The 18,484-nt window shown below is 44.7% G+C and carries 16 protein-coding genes; 9 read left to right on the plus strand and 7 right to left on the minus strand.

Features of this window, described 5'->3' with window-relative positions:
* Window positions 1–119: 119 nt before the first annotated feature.
* Complete coding sequence (locus RH86_RS00805) at window positions 120–1,355, plus strand: GGDEF domain-containing protein (protein ID WP_009384330.1); 1,236 nt, start codon at window positions 120–122, stop codon at window positions 1,353–1,355.
* A 45-nt stretch (window positions 1,356–1,400) separates the two neighbouring features.
* Here the strand turns inward: RH86_RS00805 and RH86_RS00810 are convergent, their stop codons facing one another.
* Complete coding sequence (locus RH86_RS00810) at window positions 1,401–2,381, minus strand: Solitary outer membrane autotransporter beta-barrel domain (protein WP_009384331.1); 981 nt, start codon at window positions 2,379–2,381, stop codon at window positions 1,401–1,403.
* Between the two features lie 39 nt (window positions 2,382–2,420).
* Window positions 2,421–3,377: a diguanylate cyclase gene (locus RH86_RS00815; protein ID WP_038219002.1), complete on the minus strand. Its 957-nt coding sequence runs from the start codon at window positions 3,375–3,377 to the stop codon at window positions 2,421–2,423.
* Between the two features lie 163 nt (window positions 3,378–3,540).
* On the opposite strand from RH86_RS00815, the gene RH86_RS00820 reads away from it, so the two are divergent.
* Window positions 3,541–3,978, plus strand: a complete 438-nt coding sequence (locus tag RH86_RS00820) for a DUF3069 domain-containing protein (protein ID WP_005598313.1) — start codon at window positions 3,541–3,543, stop codon at window positions 3,976–3,978.
* A 106-nt stretch (window positions 3,979–4,084) separates the two neighbouring features.
* On the opposite strand, the gene modC is transcribed toward RH86_RS00820, so the two are convergent.
* The 4 genes from modC to RH86_RS00840 form a co-directional block, all read right to left on the minus strand.
* On the minus strand, window positions 4,085–5,197 hold the full coding sequence (gene modC / locus RH86_RS00825; protein WP_009384333.1) for a molybdenum ABC transporter ATP-binding protein ModC: 1,113 nt from the start codon (window positions 5,195–5,197) through the stop codon (window positions 4,085–4,087).
* Window positions 5,197–5,856, minus strand: a complete 660-nt coding sequence (modB, locus tag RH86_RS00830; RefSeq protein ID WP_050798532.1) for a molybdate ABC transporter permease subunit — start codon at window positions 5,854–5,856, stop codon at window positions 5,197–5,199. Before modB ends, modC begins: the two co-directional genes overlap by 1 nt.
* A gap of 67 nt (window positions 5,857–5,923) precedes the next feature.
* Complete coding sequence (gene modA, locus RH86_RS00835) at window positions 5,924–6,712, minus strand: molybdate ABC transporter substrate-binding protein (RefSeq protein WP_009384335.1); 789 nt, start codon at window positions 6,710–6,712, stop codon at window positions 5,924–5,926.
* Window positions 6,696–8,174 carry a cobyric acid synthase gene (locus tag RH86_RS00840; RefSeq protein WP_009384336.1) on the minus strand — a complete coding sequence of 493 codons (1,479 nt, stop codon included), beginning with the start codon at window positions 8,172–8,174 and terminating at the stop codon, window positions 6,696–6,698. The genes modA and RH86_RS00840 overlap by 17 nt, the downstream gene beginning before the upstream one ends.
* A 179-nt stretch (window positions 8,175–8,353) precedes the next feature.
* On the opposite strand from RH86_RS00840, the gene RH86_RS00845 reads away from it, so the two are divergent.
* The 3 genes from RH86_RS00845 (at window position 8,354) to RH86_RS00855 (ending at window position 11,579) form a co-directional block, all read left to right on the plus strand.
* Complete coding sequence (locus tag RH86_RS00845; protein WP_009384337.1) at window positions 8,354–8,728, plus strand: YgiW/YdeI family stress tolerance OB fold protein; 375 nt, start codon at window positions 8,354–8,356, stop codon at window positions 8,726–8,728.
* A gap of 88 nt (window positions 8,729–8,816) precedes the next feature.
* Window positions 8,817–9,335, plus strand: coding sequence for a hypothetical protein (locus RH86_RS00850; RefSeq protein WP_009384338.1), 519 nt, complete (start codon window positions 8,817–8,819; stop codon window positions 9,333–9,335).
* Between the two features lie 363 nt (window positions 9,336–9,698).
* The gene (locus RH86_RS00855; RefSeq protein WP_009384339.1) at window positions 9,699–11,579 is read left to right on the plus strand and encodes a methyl-accepting chemotaxis protein; all 1,881 of its coding nucleotides are present in this window, start codon (window positions 9,699–9,701) and stop codon (window positions 11,577–11,579) included.
* 59 nt (window positions 11,580–11,638) lie between these two features.
* On the opposite strand, the gene cra is transcribed toward RH86_RS00855, so the two are convergent.
* Window positions 11,639–12,619, minus strand: coding sequence for a catabolite repressor/activator (cra, locus tag RH86_RS00860; RefSeq protein WP_009384340.1), 981 nt, complete (start codon window positions 12,617–12,619; stop codon window positions 11,639–11,641).
* A gap of 239 nt (window positions 12,620–12,858) precedes the next feature.
* Between cra and fruB the strand changes: the two genes are divergently transcribed.
* The 4 genes from fruB (at window position 12,859) to glgC (ending at window position 18,288) form a co-directional block, all read left to right on the plus strand.
* Window positions 12,859–14,001 (plus strand): fused PTS fructose transporter subunit IIA/HPr protein, encoded by a 1,143-nt coding sequence (gene fruB / locus RH86_RS00865; protein ID WP_009384341.1) that lies wholly within the window; start codon window positions 12,859–12,861, stop codon window positions 13,999–14,001.
* A 4-nt stretch (window positions 14,002–14,005) separates the two neighbouring features.
* Complete coding sequence (gene pfkB, locus RH86_RS00870) at window positions 14,006–14,977, plus strand: 1-phosphofructokinase (protein WP_009384342.1); 972 nt, start codon at window positions 14,006–14,008, stop codon at window positions 14,975–14,977.
* Between the two features lie 15 nt (window positions 14,978–14,992).
* Window positions 14,993–16,720: a PTS fructose transporter subunit IIBC gene (gene fruA / locus RH86_RS00875; RefSeq protein ID WP_009384344.1), complete on the plus strand. Its 1,728-nt coding sequence runs from the start codon at window positions 14,993–14,995 to the stop codon at window positions 16,718–16,720.
* Between the two features lie 254 nt (window positions 16,721–16,974).
* Complete coding sequence (gene glgC / locus RH86_RS00880) at window positions 16,975–18,288, plus strand: glucose-1-phosphate adenylyltransferase (RefSeq protein ID WP_263053148.1); 1,314 nt, start codon at window positions 16,975–16,977, stop codon at window positions 18,286–18,288.
* Window positions 18,289–18,484 lie beyond the last annotated feature (196 nt).

An 18,484-nucleotide genomic window follows, 5' to 3' on the forward strand; every position in this document is an offset into this window, starting at 1 on the left:
TTTACGCTCTTACGCATTTTTCACTGATTAAATAGCCAAAATACTTGGAATATCATCAGATAACGTTATCCTTGTTCATTGTTGTTAACATTGTCTCTTTCATGATAAAGGCCTAGTACATGTCGTTTTCTTTGGTCACGTCAAATTGGTTCCGATTTGCGTTTCCGCTGTTGCTGTTACTAATGATTGCCGTTGGCATGAATAATGTTTCCGCTTTAATCCAAGCTAACGAGACGGTCAGCACAAGTCTCCCATACATTCTATTTATCGCGACAATTGCCTTAAGTCACGCATTCAAACAAAGTCGTTGTGCCATGGTGGCGACGGCGTTGTTGGTTTCCTATTGGGTTATCCAAACTCGTTTACAAAGCCCTTTATCGACAGGTACCACGCTTTTAGAGCTTTCCTTATTAGCGTTATTGCAGCCTATCGCGTGTATGATGATCTATCTGTTCAAAGACACTAGTGTAAGAAGCCGTGGTTTTTTGATTTATCTTGGCGTTTTAGGCTTATTCCTACTCTGGTGTGAGCTTATTCTGAGTCATTTTTATGCTGGCGGATTTAGCGATATCAGTGAAACATTCTTGTTTGTCATTCCTGAAATCTCTCGTCTACCGTTTGTCTTGGTTTTATACCTAGTCGCCATCTCTCTTTCGAGTGCCATTATCGTACTGCGACAAAACCGTATTATTGACGCCGCTATCTATTCCGCTATCTTGCTCACGTCCGTAACGTTTATCTTTTTCCATATCTCGTTCGTTTCCAGTGCCATGTATGTCATATCGGGCATTTTACTGTTGGTTTACCTCATCTCAGCCAGCTATGAACTTGCGTTTAATGATCGCTTAACCGGCATTCCTGGTCGCTTAGCACTGGAGTCGGATATGAAGCATTTAGGCCGTAAGTTTTCTATTGCGATGCTCGATATCGATCACTTTAAATCCTTCAATGATACTTATGGTCATGATACTGGTGATGATGTATTGAAGTTAGTGGCAACCAAACTTGGTGAAGTGGGCGGAAACGCGCGTGTTTATCGTTACGGCGGCGAAGAGTTTACCGTTCTATTCAAAGGAAAGATGGTGGATGATGCGTGGGATTATTTGGAAGCGCTACGCATCAGCATTGAAGAGTATGAATTGGTCTTGAGGAACCGCCCGACCCGCCCTAAAGATAACAAAGAAGGTCATAAAAAACGCGGTGGTAAAAAAGAAAAAGATACCGTATCTCTAACTATCAGCATTGGCGTCGCCGACAGCACAGAACACCGAGACACAAAGAAGGTGCTTAAATCGGCCGACCAAGCGCTTTACAAAGCCAAGAAAGGCGGTCGAAACTGTGTCAAAGCCGCATAGCCAATCAAAAAAGCTGAGCGGCACGGATTTTATGCGACGTTCAAGTTAGTCTTGATTGAAAAACAATACGATACTTCCGCCTTTTAAGCGACTGCCGTAATTTAGGTTAAAGCCGATACCAATATTATCAATCCAACTTGATTTAAATGGCGGTGTCATCAGCCAGCCCACCGATGTCTCATAATAGTAGTTAGTGCCCATCGGTTCTTCAGTGTCACCACCGAGATCGATGCGCTTAATGCTCGAGTAAAGAGATTGTACGCTTCGCCCCCATTTGGTCATGTTGTAAAAAGCTTCCAAGCCATTGGCGACATACCATCCATGTGGATTGCCGACATCGCCATAGTTTGCTTCACCCCAACCTCGACCATAGAAATAGTGCACCGAACTGGTGGCGTTCCAACTGCCCCAATCACGCTCTCGGTTATATTTCAGTTCAACGTGCGGCTCTAACGTTGCCGCCCACGCAGAGGTATTAAATACCACACCATCAAGCGCTGGCTTAACGTATTGATTAGACTCAGCAGAATTGTAATTGTGTTCATTACGAAAATACTGCAAATGCACACCTAAACCTGGCGTGACTTGCCACTCGCTGTTGATGTGATACTGGTAGCGATAAGCCGAAAATGCACCTAGTACCACTTCCCTCTGTGTATCGTCTTCTTCAACACCACGAATCACGACGTCTTGGCGAGACACTAATGCCGATAGACGGAAAAACAGTTGCGACTTATTTACCGCCTCTTCATCACTTAAATCGATAGTGAATGGCATTGCGGACACCGCAAAACGCTGACGCAAATCAATTGAATCAGCAGAACCAAGATTTTCATTATCGATATTGAGCCATTCGTTAGGATCGAAGTCGTGGACGCCGAGCGTCAATACGTCACTATCGGTCATTACGATCGCGGCAGAAAATGCCTGCTCTAAATAGGATTTTACTTCGCTGTGGCCTTCACGTGCAGACACGCTCGGCGCAGCACAGATCAATGTACTCGCGATCAAGGTTGTTTTTTTCATGCTTACTTTAGATCAATCAGCTTATATTACGTCGTTTGACTATGACTCTTGATATTCCATCGACGGGTCGTACACGACGTAGTGATCACGGCCGTTGTGTTTCGCTTGATACAACGCGCAATCTGCCATGTGATAAAGCTGCTCGATACTTTCGCGTCCAGTAGGTTGTATACTCACCACCCCTTGTGACACTGTGACGGAATCGGCGACTTTGCTGAAATCATGCCTCACATTTAGCTCAGCAATACAGTCTTTAATCCGTTGCGCATGGATTTCAGCTTGGTAGACATCACTATGGCCCAGTAATACAACAAATTCTTCACCACCATAACGACCAACGACTTCACCATTCCTGACGAAGAGATTGTTTAACGCTGCCGCTAGTTGGATCAAACATTTGTCACCTTCGATATGACCGTAATTGTCGTTGTAGAGTTTAAAGAAGTCTACATCTAATAATATTACGGTTAGAGAGACAGCATGACGCCCGTGTACTGAAATCATTTCTTTGAGTTTTTGGTCAACGTCACGACGGTTACGCACTTTCGTTAGACCATCTTCACTGGCCAGTTTTTCTAGCTCTTGATTCGCTTTGGCAAGGTCGGCTGATTTTTGATTTAATTGGCGTCGCATAAAAGCAATACGCTGCATCGCAATGAGCTTGGCTTTGAGTACCAATCTATCTACGGGCTTAATCAAATAATCATCACCGCCTGCTTCGATAGCATCAGCGATCATTTGCGGCGCATCATGGCCACTCAAAAAGATAATCGGGATCCATTCGGGATATTGTTCACGGATTTTTGCCGAGACTTCAAAACCATTCATATCCGGCATAGTGATATCGAGTAAAACAAGATCGGGTGAAAATTGTGGGTATAACTCTAAAGCCATCGAACCTGAACTGGCCATCTCGACGATATGACCAAGCTGTTTAAGCCTTACGGCTAATTGCATGCGCTCCATCTGTACATCATCTACGAGCAGTATTTTCATAGTAGACCCTGTTTTTTCCACACACTATTCCTATTATGAAACGATCTGTTAAATCAGTTGCTTAATAAGCATACATTAGGACCTTGTATTCATCCACTGAGGTTGACATTTTTTACAGAAAAACTAGCATAGCGCGGAATATACAATTAAAAGAGAAAACGCTATGTCTGACGTAACTCCGAATGAGAAAAAAATCGTCGATCTTTCAACAGTTTCAGCAGAACTTCGTCAAGTAATCGAATTTGATGGTGTTCCAGAAGCAATGTACGAAATGGTCGTATCTATTCATGAAGTTTCTGAAGAAGCAGTTCGTGGCTCTTGGGACGAATTACCAAAAAGTGCGCAAAACATTTTAGATAACTTTGAGCAATTTCACGCACTAGTATCTGTTAGCCAAGCATTCGCTGGTCTAAATGTAATGGAAGAGTTCCCAACTCTTAACCTACCAAAAGACATGACTGATGCCGAGAAAGACGATTACCGCGCTTCTCTACTTGATCAAGTTCTACACAACTGTGTAAAAGATATGGTTAAGCAGCTTAAGAAAGCTCGCCGTGACCCAATTCTAAAACGTGACTTTACTGACGTATACGCGAAGTAATTTCTACGTTTATAGATCAAAAACGCCGCTTAATGCGGCGTTTTTTTATACCAGTTTTTCTTTGTCGTGGCATCTCACCCCACTGATATAGCAACAATAAGCGGGATTAATGTTCATGTGACAAGGCGATATCGCGTTGAGTCACACTCACCCCTTTGATTTGCGCGTAAACATTCATTCCCACCGCCAATTGAAGATCATCTCTTGCCCATGCCGTAATAGTTGCCCACATAAAGCAATGTTCAGCTAATTTAAGCTTTACTGATACGCTTTGTCTTACGTTTCCGTGGCTGTGCGTTTCAATCTCTACAATTTGAGCGTGTAGTACATTTCGAATCGAACTGCGTTCAGGCTTTTCTAAATTGATCGAAACATCGTTCGCCCTAACCTGCAAGCGAACTCGACTATTGATTTTCGCTTCAACTTTTTGTACCCACAGCATTACACCATCAGCAAGCTCTAACCCCGACAGAGCGTAGTCATCAATTTGTTCCATTAATCGCGCTTCGAATAGAGAACTTTGCTCAGTAAAAGATTGCCAAGGACGCATAGCATTTGATGACCAGACACTCTCAATTGAACCCGAATTAACGACTCGACCTTTATCAATCACGACAATATGATCGGCTAAACGTAGTATTTCATTTAGGCTATGAGTGACGTACAGAATCGGCACATTGACGTTATCTGCCAAATGTTCCAAAAAGGGTAATACTTCACGTTTGCGTGGTAAATCTAACGATGCTAACGGTTCATCCATCAACAAGATATCAGGTTTAGACAACAACGCCCGGCCAATCGCTACACGTTGCTTTTCACCACCAGACAACTCAATAGGAAAACGGCTTAACAATGCTCGTAATTCGAGTAAATCTACCACTTGATCAAAATAATCTTGGTCAGTTTGTTTGACACCATAAAGCAGATTTCCGCTCACGCGGTAGTGAGGAAACAAACGTGATTCTTGAAACACATAGCCAACGCGCCGAGTTCGTGTTGGTAGGTTAATCGACTGACTGGAACTATAGAGCACTCGTCCGTTGAGTTCGATGTGTCCTGAACTTGGCTGAGTTAATCCCGCAACCACATTGATCAATGAGGTTTTTCCCGCGCCAGAACGGCCGAATATCGCAGTGATCCCTTTTGCTGGCAATTCAACGTCGATATCGAAATGGCTATCGCCTAATGTTTGCTTAAAGGCCAGAGCTAATTTACTCATCATTTAGCTCCTAAACGCTTGCTACAACGGCGTGTTAACCATTCTGATGCCAGCAAAGAAGCAAGTGCAATCACAATGGAAATAATGCATAAACGCATCGCTTCATTCTCAGCTCCGGGCGTTTCAATGAAGGTGTACATTGCTAATGGGATGGTTTGAGTCTCGCCGGGAATATTCGACACAAAACTGATCGTCGCTCCAAATTCACCAAGACTGCGTGCAAATGACAGCATCACACCAGTGATAATCCCTGGTATGGTCAATGGCAAAGTGATGGTGAAGAATATCCTCAATGGGGAAGCGCCCAGCGTGGATGCCGCTTGCTCCAGTTTTGTATCGACGTTCTCTAAACTGAGTCGAACTGAACGGACCATGAGTGGTAGTGCAACGACCACACAGGCTAATGCCGCTCCTTTCCAGTTAAAAGCAAATGAAAGACCAAACGTTTGATAGAGCCAACCGCCGACGACCCCTTGCCGCCCCATCATGATCAATAGTAAATAACCAACCACTACTGGCGGTAACACCAAAGGTAGGTGGACAATACTATCAACGAGGCTCTTACCAACAAACTGTTTGCGAGCCAATAACCAAGCAATCCCTATGCCCAGCGGTATCAACCACAAGATGGCATAAAACGACACTTTAAGGCTTAGCATTACCGCTTGGTATTCATACTCAGATAACAAGACCTACGCTCCTATTCCTATCATTCTTCCATCACGCTTAATTGCTGCTGGGTGCCGACGTCACCTCAAAACCATATTGGCGCAAAATTTTCTGAGCGGCATCGGTCTGGAGGTAGTTCGAGAAATTGTTGACTGCAGGCGTATCAGACAATGTCACAATTGGATAGCGAATCGATTGATGGGTGGATGGTTCAAAGCGATATATCACCTTCACCATGTCAGACACTTGGGCATCGGTTTGATAAACAATACCCAGTGGCGTTTCACCACGCTCGACGAGCGTTAAGGCCATACGAACATTATTGGTTGGGGCAAGCGAGCGTTTAACGGTAGACCATACACCGATGTTTTCTAATGCTTGCTGAGCATAAATCCCGGCAGGAACGGCATTAGGTTGGCCAATCGCAAGACGCTCACCATTTAGCGCGGTTTGCCACGATTCATTCTGCAGTGGTTTTAGCATCACATCACTGTCAATAGGTGCGATGACAACCAGTTGATTACTTGCAAAATCTGCGACATCCGCCGGGGTTACAACACCGGTTTTAATCAAACGATCAACCCACAAAGTATTGGCAGAAATAAAGATGTCAGCCGGTGCGCCCTGCTCTATTTGTCTGGCTAACGATGAAGACCCACCATAAATCGGTACGATACTCACATCATGCGCCTCACGATAATCACTGATCAGGCTGTTTAGGGCATTGGTCATTGATGATGCTGCGTAAATACGTAATTTCTCTGGTGCGACTTTGCTTGCAGCAAAGAGTGGGGAACTCATCATGAGTAGCCCCAGTAACGCGATGATTCTAATTTGTAACTTCATTTGACTCTAATTCTGGCCATAATAAATCCAACTTTAGATACTTTTCTATCGCATCAGCGATTCGATTAATTGCCCGCTCTTGATTGGCATGATGATCAACGATAGCAACGTTTTCAAGTCCCATCCATTCACACAGTAGAGTTAGCGCTTCAGTGTTATCGAATACACCGTGTAGATAAGTTCCCAAAACTTGATTGGAATGACTCACCGCGCCATCAAGAGCGCCACTATTGAGTGTTATCGGCTGTACTTCATGTACTTCTGTACGACCGGCATGGATTTCATAACCTTTCACTTTAGCCACTTTACCATTTAAACACAGTTCACCCGTTACATTGACCAGCGCTTTGTCTTCTGTCAGAACGGTGGTAGTGTTCAGATAACCAAGGCCTTCACTTGATCCCGGCTCACCCTCAATGCCTAATGGGTCATCAATGCGCATACCTAACATCTGGTAGCCGCCACAGATCCCCATAACCTTGCCACCAAAACGTAAATGACGCGCAATTTCGTTATGCCAATTCTGGCTACGTAGATAATCGAGATCGGCGCGTACTGACTTAGACCCTGGTAAAACAATAATATCAGCGCCATTGAGCGACTGACCTTTACCGACGAACTGTAAATCAATATCTGGATTTTGACGCAGTATGTCGAAATCAGTGTGGTTGCTGATACGTGTCAATACCGGAACTTTGACGACTAATTTCGCTGTTGTTTTATCGCCTTGGTCATTATTGATAGCATCTTCAGCTTCGAGGTCAAAACCATGCAAGTACGGCAAAACACCAATAACCGGTTTGCCCGTTTTCTCTTCTAGCCAATCAAGGCCAGACTCGAGCAACTTGATATCGCCACGGAAACGGTTAATGACAAAGCCTTTTACTCGTGCTTGTTCTGATTCTGACAAGAGCGCCAATGTTCCGTAAAGATGAGCAAAAACACCGCCACGATCGATATCTGCGACAATGATAACAGGCACATCGGCTTTTTCAGCAAAGCCCATGTTAGCGATGTCATTTTCGCGTAGGTTAATTTCTGCTGGGCTACCAGCGCCTTCAATCATTACCGAGTCAAATTCGGCTTGTAGCTTATTGAAAGAATCCATGACGGTTTCCATCGCTACTCGCTTGTAATCGTGATAGCTGGTCGCTTCCATATTACTTAACGCCCTACCTTGCAAAATGACTTGAGCACCTGTATCAGAATTAGGCTTTAACAAAACCGGATTCATATGGACGGTAGGTTTAACGTTACACGCAGCGGCTTGTACCGCTTGAGCGCGACCAATTTCGCCACCATCTTCGGTTACTGCGCTATTTAGGGCCATGTTTTGTGGCTTAAAAGGAGCAACGTGCACACCACGCCTTGCCAAAACACGGCATAAACCGGCGACTAGAACACTTTTCCCTGCGTCAGACGTGGTGCCCTGTACCATCAGAGCTTGTAAAGCTGAATACATAACGGATTGACTTGTGAATTTTGATTCTCGCGATGATAACCAGTTTAAGCGGCTATTTCTAACAAAAACATGAATTGAAAATGAATACCTAGCTCAGCATTGATTCACCTAAGGTGTTGTTTAATAGCATCATCAAATCAAGGCACATCGCCAAAATAGCATCAATGAAGGAACTTATTATGAAAAAAACAATTTTAGCTATCGCTGCTGCTGTCATTCTTATCCCATCCATTGCCCTGGCCGATGGTGGACATCATCAAAAATCGAACGGCGTTCAGTTCAACGGCCCTGTTGAGTTGAGCAACATGACCAAGTTAGTCGCGGAGAGCAACATGTTTACCGAACAGCACGTCGTTGTAGAAGGTCACTTAGTTCGTCAGTTGAGCAATGACAAATTTATGTTTACCGATGGTAACACCGAAGTTCAAATAGAGCTTGATGATGACATTCGTCTTGCCGCACCAATAGATGCTACAACCCGAGTTCGTCTATTTGGTGAGTTTGAGGGTGGCAATACGCCTGAGATCGAGGTAGATCGTATTCAAGTACTGTAAATCTATAAAATTAATAGGTAAAATAACCAACATCAGGCCCACATTTTGTGGGCCTTTCAGCATCACCGCTGTCAGTTGGAGAAGAACTTTGAACAAAAAATGGCTTTTAGGCTTGCTAGCCAGCTTATTGCTTGCGCAACCTGCGTTTGCTAATAACTTTAACTATAACTATTTAGAATTTCGTACCGCAATTAACCCAAAATTTTCCGGTATCGAGGTCAGCAAACAGCTACTAGAAAGCGTTCATTTTGTCGCTCATGCAGATAGCCAATTTAAAGGTGATGCTGACTTAGCTGCTGGTTTTGGTTTTAATGGGCCAATTAACCAATTTGCTGACGTTTTTGGTCAAGCTCTCTTGCATACCATTACTTACCCTGAAGATGAACATAAAGAGCGTAATACCGTGCCTGAATTCAATATTGGCTTACGGGTATGGCTAGCAGCGCAAGTGGAAGCAACTACGCGTGTCGGTGTTCTTGATGAACGTTCTGTGTTTCACGCCGGCGTTCGTTTTCATTCAACCGACCAGCTTTCGCTATCGGCTGAAACGCGTAATTCGGGTATTTACGGACCACAGCTTGCGCTATCAGTACGCTTCCAGTTTTAAATCTCTCGTTTAAGTGTACACATCCTGTTAAACAGCGTGACTTAACATGCAAAGCCTACGATGATCCGTAGGCTTTTTTGATGATGTTATTCAGCTCACCTCTAACTTTTCGTCATTATTCTGACAATCACACTATTCGCTCAACAAAATAGTTATTTCCTCTACCACTTCCAATTTAACGCGTATTTACGCTAAATATTGGCGAACAGATTGTTAAATATTCATTACTTTTTTCTGTCGTATAGATAAATGCTGGCTATTCTTTCGACCTAAATCAAATTTCCATAGAATTTAAAATTTTATTTCGAACGCTGTCTGATATGCTCCGCGCGCTTAACAGTTGATATAGGGAAAAGGTTGTATATGTCAGCATTATCGATAAAAACAAAATTAACTATCGCGTTTGTTACCGCTGTACTCATGATGACCGCAGCGCAAACGTATCTTACAGGACGTCAAATTCTCGACGAAACTCAGCGCTCAACAACACAGTACGGTATGACCTTATTAGAAGGTAACATCGCCAGTATGAACAACTGGTTTTCAGCTAAAATATCAGTTGTTGATGCTGCTACTGGTGTATTTAAAGAAAGTGGTGATCTCGAGTCCTATTTAGCTTACCTAACTAAGGCGGGTGATTTTCAAATTGTTTACGCGGGTCTTGCTGATGGCCAGTTTTTACAAGGTGTACCTCTAATTGACGCAAATGGATTCGATCCTCGTACTCGTCCTTGGTATCAAGAAGCGATGGCGGCTGGCACAATGCAAATTACCGAGCCTTATGTCGATATAGGAACACAGAAACTGGTTATTTCTATTGCCAAACCATTTAATACGGCCGGTATTGAAGGTGTACTTGGTGCAGATGTTGAGATCAGTACGCTAGTAGACGATATCGTAGAATCCGATGAAGCGGGCGTATTTGGATTTTTAGTCAACAGCCAAGGCCATATTGTTGGCCACGCCAATAACGATTTGACGCTCAAAAATCTTGATCGCATTTCGCCTGATTTAACCATGAGCAAGATTGTCGAGCTCTCATCAATTAATCATTTACAACCGCTCTCTATTTCAGGCGTTGATTCGCTACTGGCTGTGCGTAAGGTACCCAATACCGATTGGTACTACACCATTGTCATAGATAAAGATCATGCCTTCCAATCGCATCAATCGTTGGTTCAACAGTCGATGATTCTAGGCTTGATACAAGTGATCATTATTGCGCTTATTTCATTATTCATTGTGAAAAAGGCTCTTGCTCCCCTTCATTCACTGAGCGAGTCAATGCGTGATCTGTCACAAGGTAATGGTGACTTAACCAAACGTATAAACGTCGATAGTAAAGACGAGATTGGCCTGTTAGCGGGTCACGTCAATGCCTTTATCGCCAAGCTGCAAGAAGTGGTCACAGATATCTCTCAATCAGCGCAGAGTATTGACGAACAATCGAAAGTCAGCACCCGCGTCGCGACAGAAATTAGCGATGGCCTTTCAGTTCAGCTTAACGAAGTCTCACAAATTGCGACTGCTGTCCATGAAATGTCGACAGCAGCGGAAGAAGTGGCAGCTAATGCACGCTTAACGGCAGACTCGGCTTTTGGTTCAACGGAACATTGCGACCAAGGTAAATTGGTCATAAAACGCAATCAAGAATCAATCACTAACCTCGCCTCACAGTTGCAACACGCATCGAATACCATCAGTGAGCTCGAGCGAAACTCTAAAGAGATCAATGCCATTCTTTCCACCATTAGCGATATTGCTGAGCAGACCAACCTGTTAGCCTTGAACGCAGCGATTGAAGCTGCACGTGCTGGTGAGCAAGGTCGTGGCTTTGCTGTAGTCGCGGATGAAGTGCGCGTGTTATCACAACGAACTCACAGTTCAACGGTAGAAATTCGTGACATGATTGAAAGTTTGCAAAAAAACAGTCATGAAGCAGTAGAATCGATGAACCGCAGTCAAACGCTTGCATCGTCAAGTGTCGAAGATGCCAACGATGCCACTGGTGCTTTAGAGAAAATCACCATCTCGATTCAAGAGATCTCAGATATGGCGACGCAAATTTCCAACGCAGCCTCTGAGCAACGCACGGTAACGGAAGAGATAAGCAAAAATATTCAACAGGCAAATGATGTTTCCAATCAACTGTCTGAAGAAGCGGTCAGTTCACGTACCGTTGCTGAGGATCTCCAATCTATCGCGATGCGCCTTAATCGCCAGGTTCAGATGTTCAAACACTAATGGTCAGTTAGCAAATCGCTAGACGCAAAAACGCCCTGCTTTCGCGGGGCGTTTTGCGCTTAATTTCGAACCTTAATTTGTCGCGGCACCAACTCAACACCGGTTTCATAGCGCTTAGCTGCGGCATTCAGGGCCAGCGCAAGCGCACTATCGGCTATCACTTCAAACTGCTGGGGCAGCGAATTTACTTTAAATGGTAGAAAATCCAACAAGCGGTTATCACCAAACGTAGCAAGTTTAATCTGACCAATCAGTTCAGGGTGAACAAGTAAGACATCCAGAACGCCTTCCAGCAAGGTGTAAGACGTTGTAATAAGCGCTTGGGGCACATTCCCCTCATTTACCCACTGCTGAAATATTACTTGTGCCTGTTCACGATTAAAATGCTCGCCATAACCTAGCTGTAATTCTATTCCTCGTTCTTTAGCGACAGAACGAATGCCGAGTTCACGCTCACGGGAAATGTTGAGTTCTGGCAACGCACCAATCACTCCAAGTTTAGTGACACCGTCACTAAGTATTGACATAGCTAACTCATGTGCCGCACCAAAGTCTTCACTGATCACACAGCAAAAATGCTCATCATCCAGTGGGCGGTCAATGGCAACAACCGGTGTCCCCTTGCTCTGTAATGTCTGGTAGAACTCGCTCGCATCAGTAATACAGCTCGCAACAAATAACGCATCGACTTTGCGACTGACTAACGCGTCCACCACGCTTTTTTCTGTTTGTGGATCATCATCAGAGCACGCTATCAATATTTGGTAACCCGCTTTGCGCGAATTCTGTTCAAGTAATTTTGCTAATTTTGCATAACTGGTGTTTTCTAGATCTGGGATCACCAAACCAAACGAGCGACTGCTTCCAACTCGAAGTGAGCTTGCCGCAACATCAGGTCGATAATTATGTTGTTCGACTACCGCCATCACTTTTTGCTGTGTCTTCTCGCTGATTCGGTAAGTCTTAGCCTTACCATTGATCACATAACTGGCTGTCGTTTTCGATACGCCGGCCAATTTCGCTATTTCATCCAGTGTCATATTCTGATCTACGTTCTGTGGATTAGATCAAAGTTTGTAAACAATGATCTCAACAATGTTTGCATTATACGCTGAATGGATTCAGCATTAAAGCTGAAAGGATTCAGCAAACAACCAATTTGTCGTGTATATCTCAATATCATGATTATTACCTAACGGTTTGCTGAATTTTTTTACCTAGTTGCTGAACCGATTCAGCGACATTGTAAGTACAACGAATAACACCCTACGAGGCCTACATGCTAAAGCTTTCCACACAAGACGTATCACTCAATCAGGAGTTTGCGGATAAGCACGCTGCCATTCATTCTCTCGCTCAGCAACTGGTCGAAAAAGGCTTAGTAGAGCAAGGTTATCACCAAGGTATGGCTGCGCGTGAAGCGCAAAATTCGACCTATCTCGGCAACGGTATTGCTATCCCACACGGTACAGTCGACACTCGTGACTTAGTTAAACAGACTGGTGTCACTATCTCCCATTTTCCTCAAGGCATAGATTGGGGTGACGGCAACCTGGTTTACCTTGCCATCGGCATCGCGGCAAAAAGTGATGAACACTTGGGTATCTTAAAGCAGCTAACCAATGTCTTAGCTGATGACAACGTTGAAACTGCGCTGAAAAATGCCAACAACGCGGAACAAATCATTGCACTGCTAAACGGTGAAACACAATTTAATATCGACTTTGATGCCAGCCACATTCAGCTTGGCTTTCCAGCAAGCGATATGATTCAGATGGCGGCAGTTTCAGCTGGCTCACTTAAAAACAGTGGCAGCGTTAACAACGAATTTGTCGCTGATGTGGTCGCAAAAGCCCCTACCCACCTTGGTGATGGCGTTTGGTTGCTCGCTTCAAACAAAGGGAGCAACCAAACAGGTATGGCATTTGTTTCAACTGCAAATCAGTGCCACTACGAAGGCAAAAACGTCACATCCCTGATCACTTTTTCCGCTTGTAATGGTGCGCATCAAGCTCAGCTTAACGTCATTCAGACGTTGATTACTAACCACTCCGTTGGAAGTTTAAACGATAAGACCGCTGAAGAGTTGATCACACTATTCAATCCATTGGTCGATATTAGTGCCAACGAAGCTCAAACCGCTGATGGCAATAGTGCGGTTTTCCAAATCCGCAACGCTCATGGATTGCACGCCCGCCCAGGCGCGATGTTAGTCGCAAGTGCTAAAAAATTCGATGCCACTATTACTGTGCGTAACATTGATTCCGACAGCGCGTTTGTTAACGCTAAAAGCTTAATGAAGGTTATCGCGCTTGGCGTTAAACACGGCCACCAGTTGGAATTTGTTGCTCAGGGCGACGATGCAAAACAAGCATTGGCAGCAATCGGACAAGCGATCGAATCTGGTCTAGGTGAGGCATAACCCTATGAGTATCCAAGCTACAAACAAAATCAATAAAGTCGTGACCATTACCTTAAACCCTGCATTGGATCTAACAGGTAGTTTGCAGGCCTTAGTCCAAGGTGGTGTCAGCCTAGTTGAACGAAGTGATTTTCATGCGGCAGGTAAAGGTGTCAATGTTGCGCGTGTGTTGAGCGACTTAGGTGCAGACGTCACTGTGACAGGGTTTCTTGGCCTAGATAATCAAGCGCTATTTTGTCAGTTATTTGAGGAGATGGGCGCCACGGATCGATTCATTCGCGTAGAGGGTTCGACAAGGATCAACGTTAAACTAGTCGAAAGCAATGGCGCCGTTAGCGACATCAATTTCCCTGGCGTAACGGTTAACCAGCAAGCGATTGACCTGTTTGAACAAACCCTCGATGAGCTTTGCTACGACCATGATTATTTCGTCCTTGCGGGCAGCTTACCGAGCGGCGTAACACCAGAAATGTGTGCCAACTGGGTACGAAAACTCAAAGCGAACGGTAAAAGAGTGCTGTTTGATTCGAGCAGAGCCGCGCTTGAAGCCGGTATCGAAGCCGCGCCGTGGCTAATTAAGCCCAATGACGAAGAACTGGCGGATTTTGCCCAACAACCCGTTTCAAGCGAAAAAGACGTGGTTGGTATCGCTGAACAACTAAGTACTAAAGGAATCGACAATATCGTCGTTTCACTTGGGGCAAAAGGTGTTATGTGGCTAAGCCAAGACCAATGGCTGGCAGCGAGACCACCAAAAATGTCGGTGGTCAGTACGGTAGGTGCTGGGGATACCCTTGTCGCCGGACTATGCTGGGGACACATGCAAAGAATGGAAAAAAATCAATTACTCACCTTCGCAACAGCACTCTCTGCCCTTGCGGTTTCGCAGGTGGGAGTTGGTGTCGCTGAGGTTGCAGAAGTTATCGCATTACAACAACAAGTAGAAATCAATCCAATTTCGTCTGAATTCAAATAACAAAAGGTCGATGTTATGAATCTAACTATTATTACCGCTTGTCCTAGCGGCGTTGCTAACAGCATTATTGCTGCGGGGCTTTTGGAAAAAGCGGCTCAAGCACTAAACTGGACAGCCAATATAGAATGCCAATCGAATGTGATCCCTTACACTGAGATTGACGAAGCAATCATCGACGCAAGTGATGTTGTGATTATTGCAGCGAATCGTGAAGTTGATGATCGACGTTTTGTGGGTAAAAAAGTGTACCGTGTTGATGTCGAAGAAGTCATCCACAACGCACAGCAGGTTTTGAAAGATGCCGACGCCAAGGCGGTCTTACTTGAAGTTGCTTGTCAATCTGAGCCGGTTTGTACTGATTCTGAGCAGCAAAAACGCATTGTTGCCATTACCGCATGTCCAACAGGCGTCGCACATACCTTTATGGCGGCGGAAGCGTTAGAGAAACAAGCGCAAGCGATGGGCCACCAGATCAAAGTGGAAACCCGTGGCTCTGTGGGCGCGAAAAACCAATTGAGTGCTCAAGAGATCGCTGATGCTGATTTGGTGATTATCGCCGCTGACATTGAAGTGCCCCTAGAGCGCTTTAATGGCAAAAAGTTATATAAAACCAGTACTGGGCTTGCGCTCAAGAAAACCGAGCAAGAAATCACAACCGCTTTTGCTAACGCAACTCCTTTCACTGCGACGGCTGGCGCAACCAGTTCAGCAACAGACGAAAAGAAAGGTGTCTATAAGCATCTAATGACCGGCGTATCTCATATGCTTCCAGTCGTTGTTGCGGGCGGGCTGATCATTGCCCTATCCTTTGTCTTTGGTATTAATGCATTTGAAAAAGAAGGCACACTGGCTGCTGCACTAATGACCATCGGTGGTGGTTCTGCATTTGCGCTGATGATCCCTGTCTTAGCGGGCTTTATTGCTTTCTCTATTGCAGATCGTCCGGGCCTCGCGCCAGGTCTGGTTGGTGGTATGTTAGCCAGTTCAACTGGTGCCGGATTCCTAGGCGGTATTGCCGCAGGTTTCATCGCCGGTTACGCGGCTAAATTTATTGCCGACAAACTGCAGCTACCTCAATCGATGCAGGCGCTTAAGCCAATCCTGATCATTCCATTTGTTGCGACCTTATTTACCGGTTTAGTCATGATCTATATTGTCGGTGGCCCTGTTGCTGGCATTATGACTGCGCTGACGGATTTCCTTAATAATATGGGCTCAGACAGTGCAGTTATGCTTGGTATTGTCCTTGGCGCAATGATGTGTTTTGACCTTGGTGGTCCGGTTAACAAAGCTGCTTATGCTTTTGGTGTTGGCTTATTAGCCTCACAAACATACGCACCAATGGCGGCAATTATGGCGGCCGGTATGGTTCCAGCTCTTGGTATGGGGCTAGCGACGTTCCTTGCGAAAAGTAAATTTGAGCAAAGTGAACGCGAAGCGGGTAAAGCATCATTCGTTCTTGGTCTGTGTTTTATCTCTGAAGGTGCGATCCCATTTGCCGCGAAAGATCCTATTCGCGTTATCCCATCATGTATGGCGGGCGGCGCATTAACGGGGGCTCTTTCTATGTTGTTTGGAGCAAAACTGATGGCGCCACATGGCGGCTTGTTTGTCCTGTTGATCCCAAATGCAGTTTCTCCGGTGTTGATGTACTTAGTCGCAATTGCAGCAGGTACGGCAGTGACGGGCTTTACTTATGCATTCCTCAAGAGTCGTGATAAGAAAGTGGCTGTGACCGCTTAATCGATTTCATGCTTCACTCCTGAATTCCCCCTATGTAAGCGCCTTATTTTTATAAGGCGTTTTTTTATACATTCGGATCAACGCTTCTTCCTTTGTCTGATTATTGCTTCAATCCCCAATTGAGTGCAAAACAACACAACGTTGCACTCTAATGAGACGTAGTTCGCCAACTCAAACAGTAAATATTCTGAAAAACCAATACTTTGCATAATGGCCTATTTCTTGTACTAACCTCTATCAAGTAAGCAACTTATTTGTTTGCAGGCAACGTCAGAAACCGGAGAGTCACCATGCAAGACACATTAACCATCATCCTCGCAGGAGGTGTCGGTTCACGCTTAAGTCCTTTAACCGATGATCGGGCGAAACCCGCCGTTCCCTTTGGCGGAAAATACCGGATTATCGATTTTACATTAAGCAATTGCCTTCATTCAGGGCTACGACGAGTTTTGGTACTCACGCAATACAAATCGCATTCATTACAGAAACATCTTCGTGATGGCTGGTCATTACTTAATCCAGAGTTGGGGGAATTCATCTCCGTGGTCCCTCCACAAATGCGTGGCGGCGGTAAATGGTATGAAGGCACGGCAGATGCGATTTACCACAATCTGTGGCTTTTGGAGCGCAGCGATGCCAAGTATGTGGTGGTCCTCTCGGGTGATCATATCTATCGTATGGATTATGCAGCGTTGATTGCCGAACATAAAAAGAATGGTGCAAAACTGACCATCGCTTGTATGGGCGTCAACAAGGAAGAAGCTCATCAATTTGGTGTAGTGAGAACCAGAGCCGACTCGGTTATTACCGAGTTTATTGAAAAACCGAGTGATCCCCCTACTAGCCCCTATGACCCCAATATTGCCGATGTTTCGATGGGGATTTACGTCTTCAATGCCGATGTGTTGCGCGAACAACTCGAATTGGATGCAAAAAAAGCCGATTCTAGCCATGATTTTGGTAACGACATCATTCCTAAGCTGATTGAAAGCCAACAAGTCTATGCCTATCAGTTTTGTAATCCTTTGGGCCGTGTGGCGATGGATTGTTATTGGCGCGATGTGGGCACGATTGACTCTTTTTTCCAAGCCAATATGGATTTGTTGGAGCCGATTCCACCCATGAATCTCTATCAGTACGATTGGCCAATTCGAACTTATGAAAGGCAATATCCACCAGCTCGCACCGTTTCTTCTGCTACTGGAAATGAAGGCATTTTCATTAACTCGATGATCTCAAATGGCGTCATTAATTCTGGCGGTTCCGTGCAAAACTCGATTGTTTCGCCCAACGTACGTATCTTGGATGGCGCGACCGTTGTTGACAGTATTTTATTTGACGATGTCGAGGTTGGCGAAGGTTGCCAACTAGTGAATTGTATTATCGATAAGCACGTCAAGATCCCACCAAGAACACAAATTGGCTTAAATCGTATTGATGATGCACGACGCTTTACCATTTCCCCCAACGGCGTCGTGGTTGTCCCAGAAAGCTACCGTTTTGAGGACAATAATCTTGATAGCAGTCAGTATGAGTACAACCCATTGAAAAACGATATTGCAACCTAATGGTGAACGATCTAAACCACTGCTGAACGACGCTAAATAATAATAAAAAAAACACCCTCTGACTGAGGGTGTTTGAGAAGATTGACTAGATCTCCTATAGGGGAATTTAGTATCGCTTAAACACTGCCAGTAAAAAACAGCAAATTTGTAAATGATTCTTTCCCCGTTTTTGTTCGTATAATCAACAATGTGCTCA

Origin of the sequence: Vibrio sp. N418, from assembly GCF_000222565.1 — a bacterium.
Lineage (GTDB): Bacteria > Pseudomonadota > Gammaproteobacteria > Enterobacterales > Vibrionaceae > Vibrio > Vibrio scophthalmi.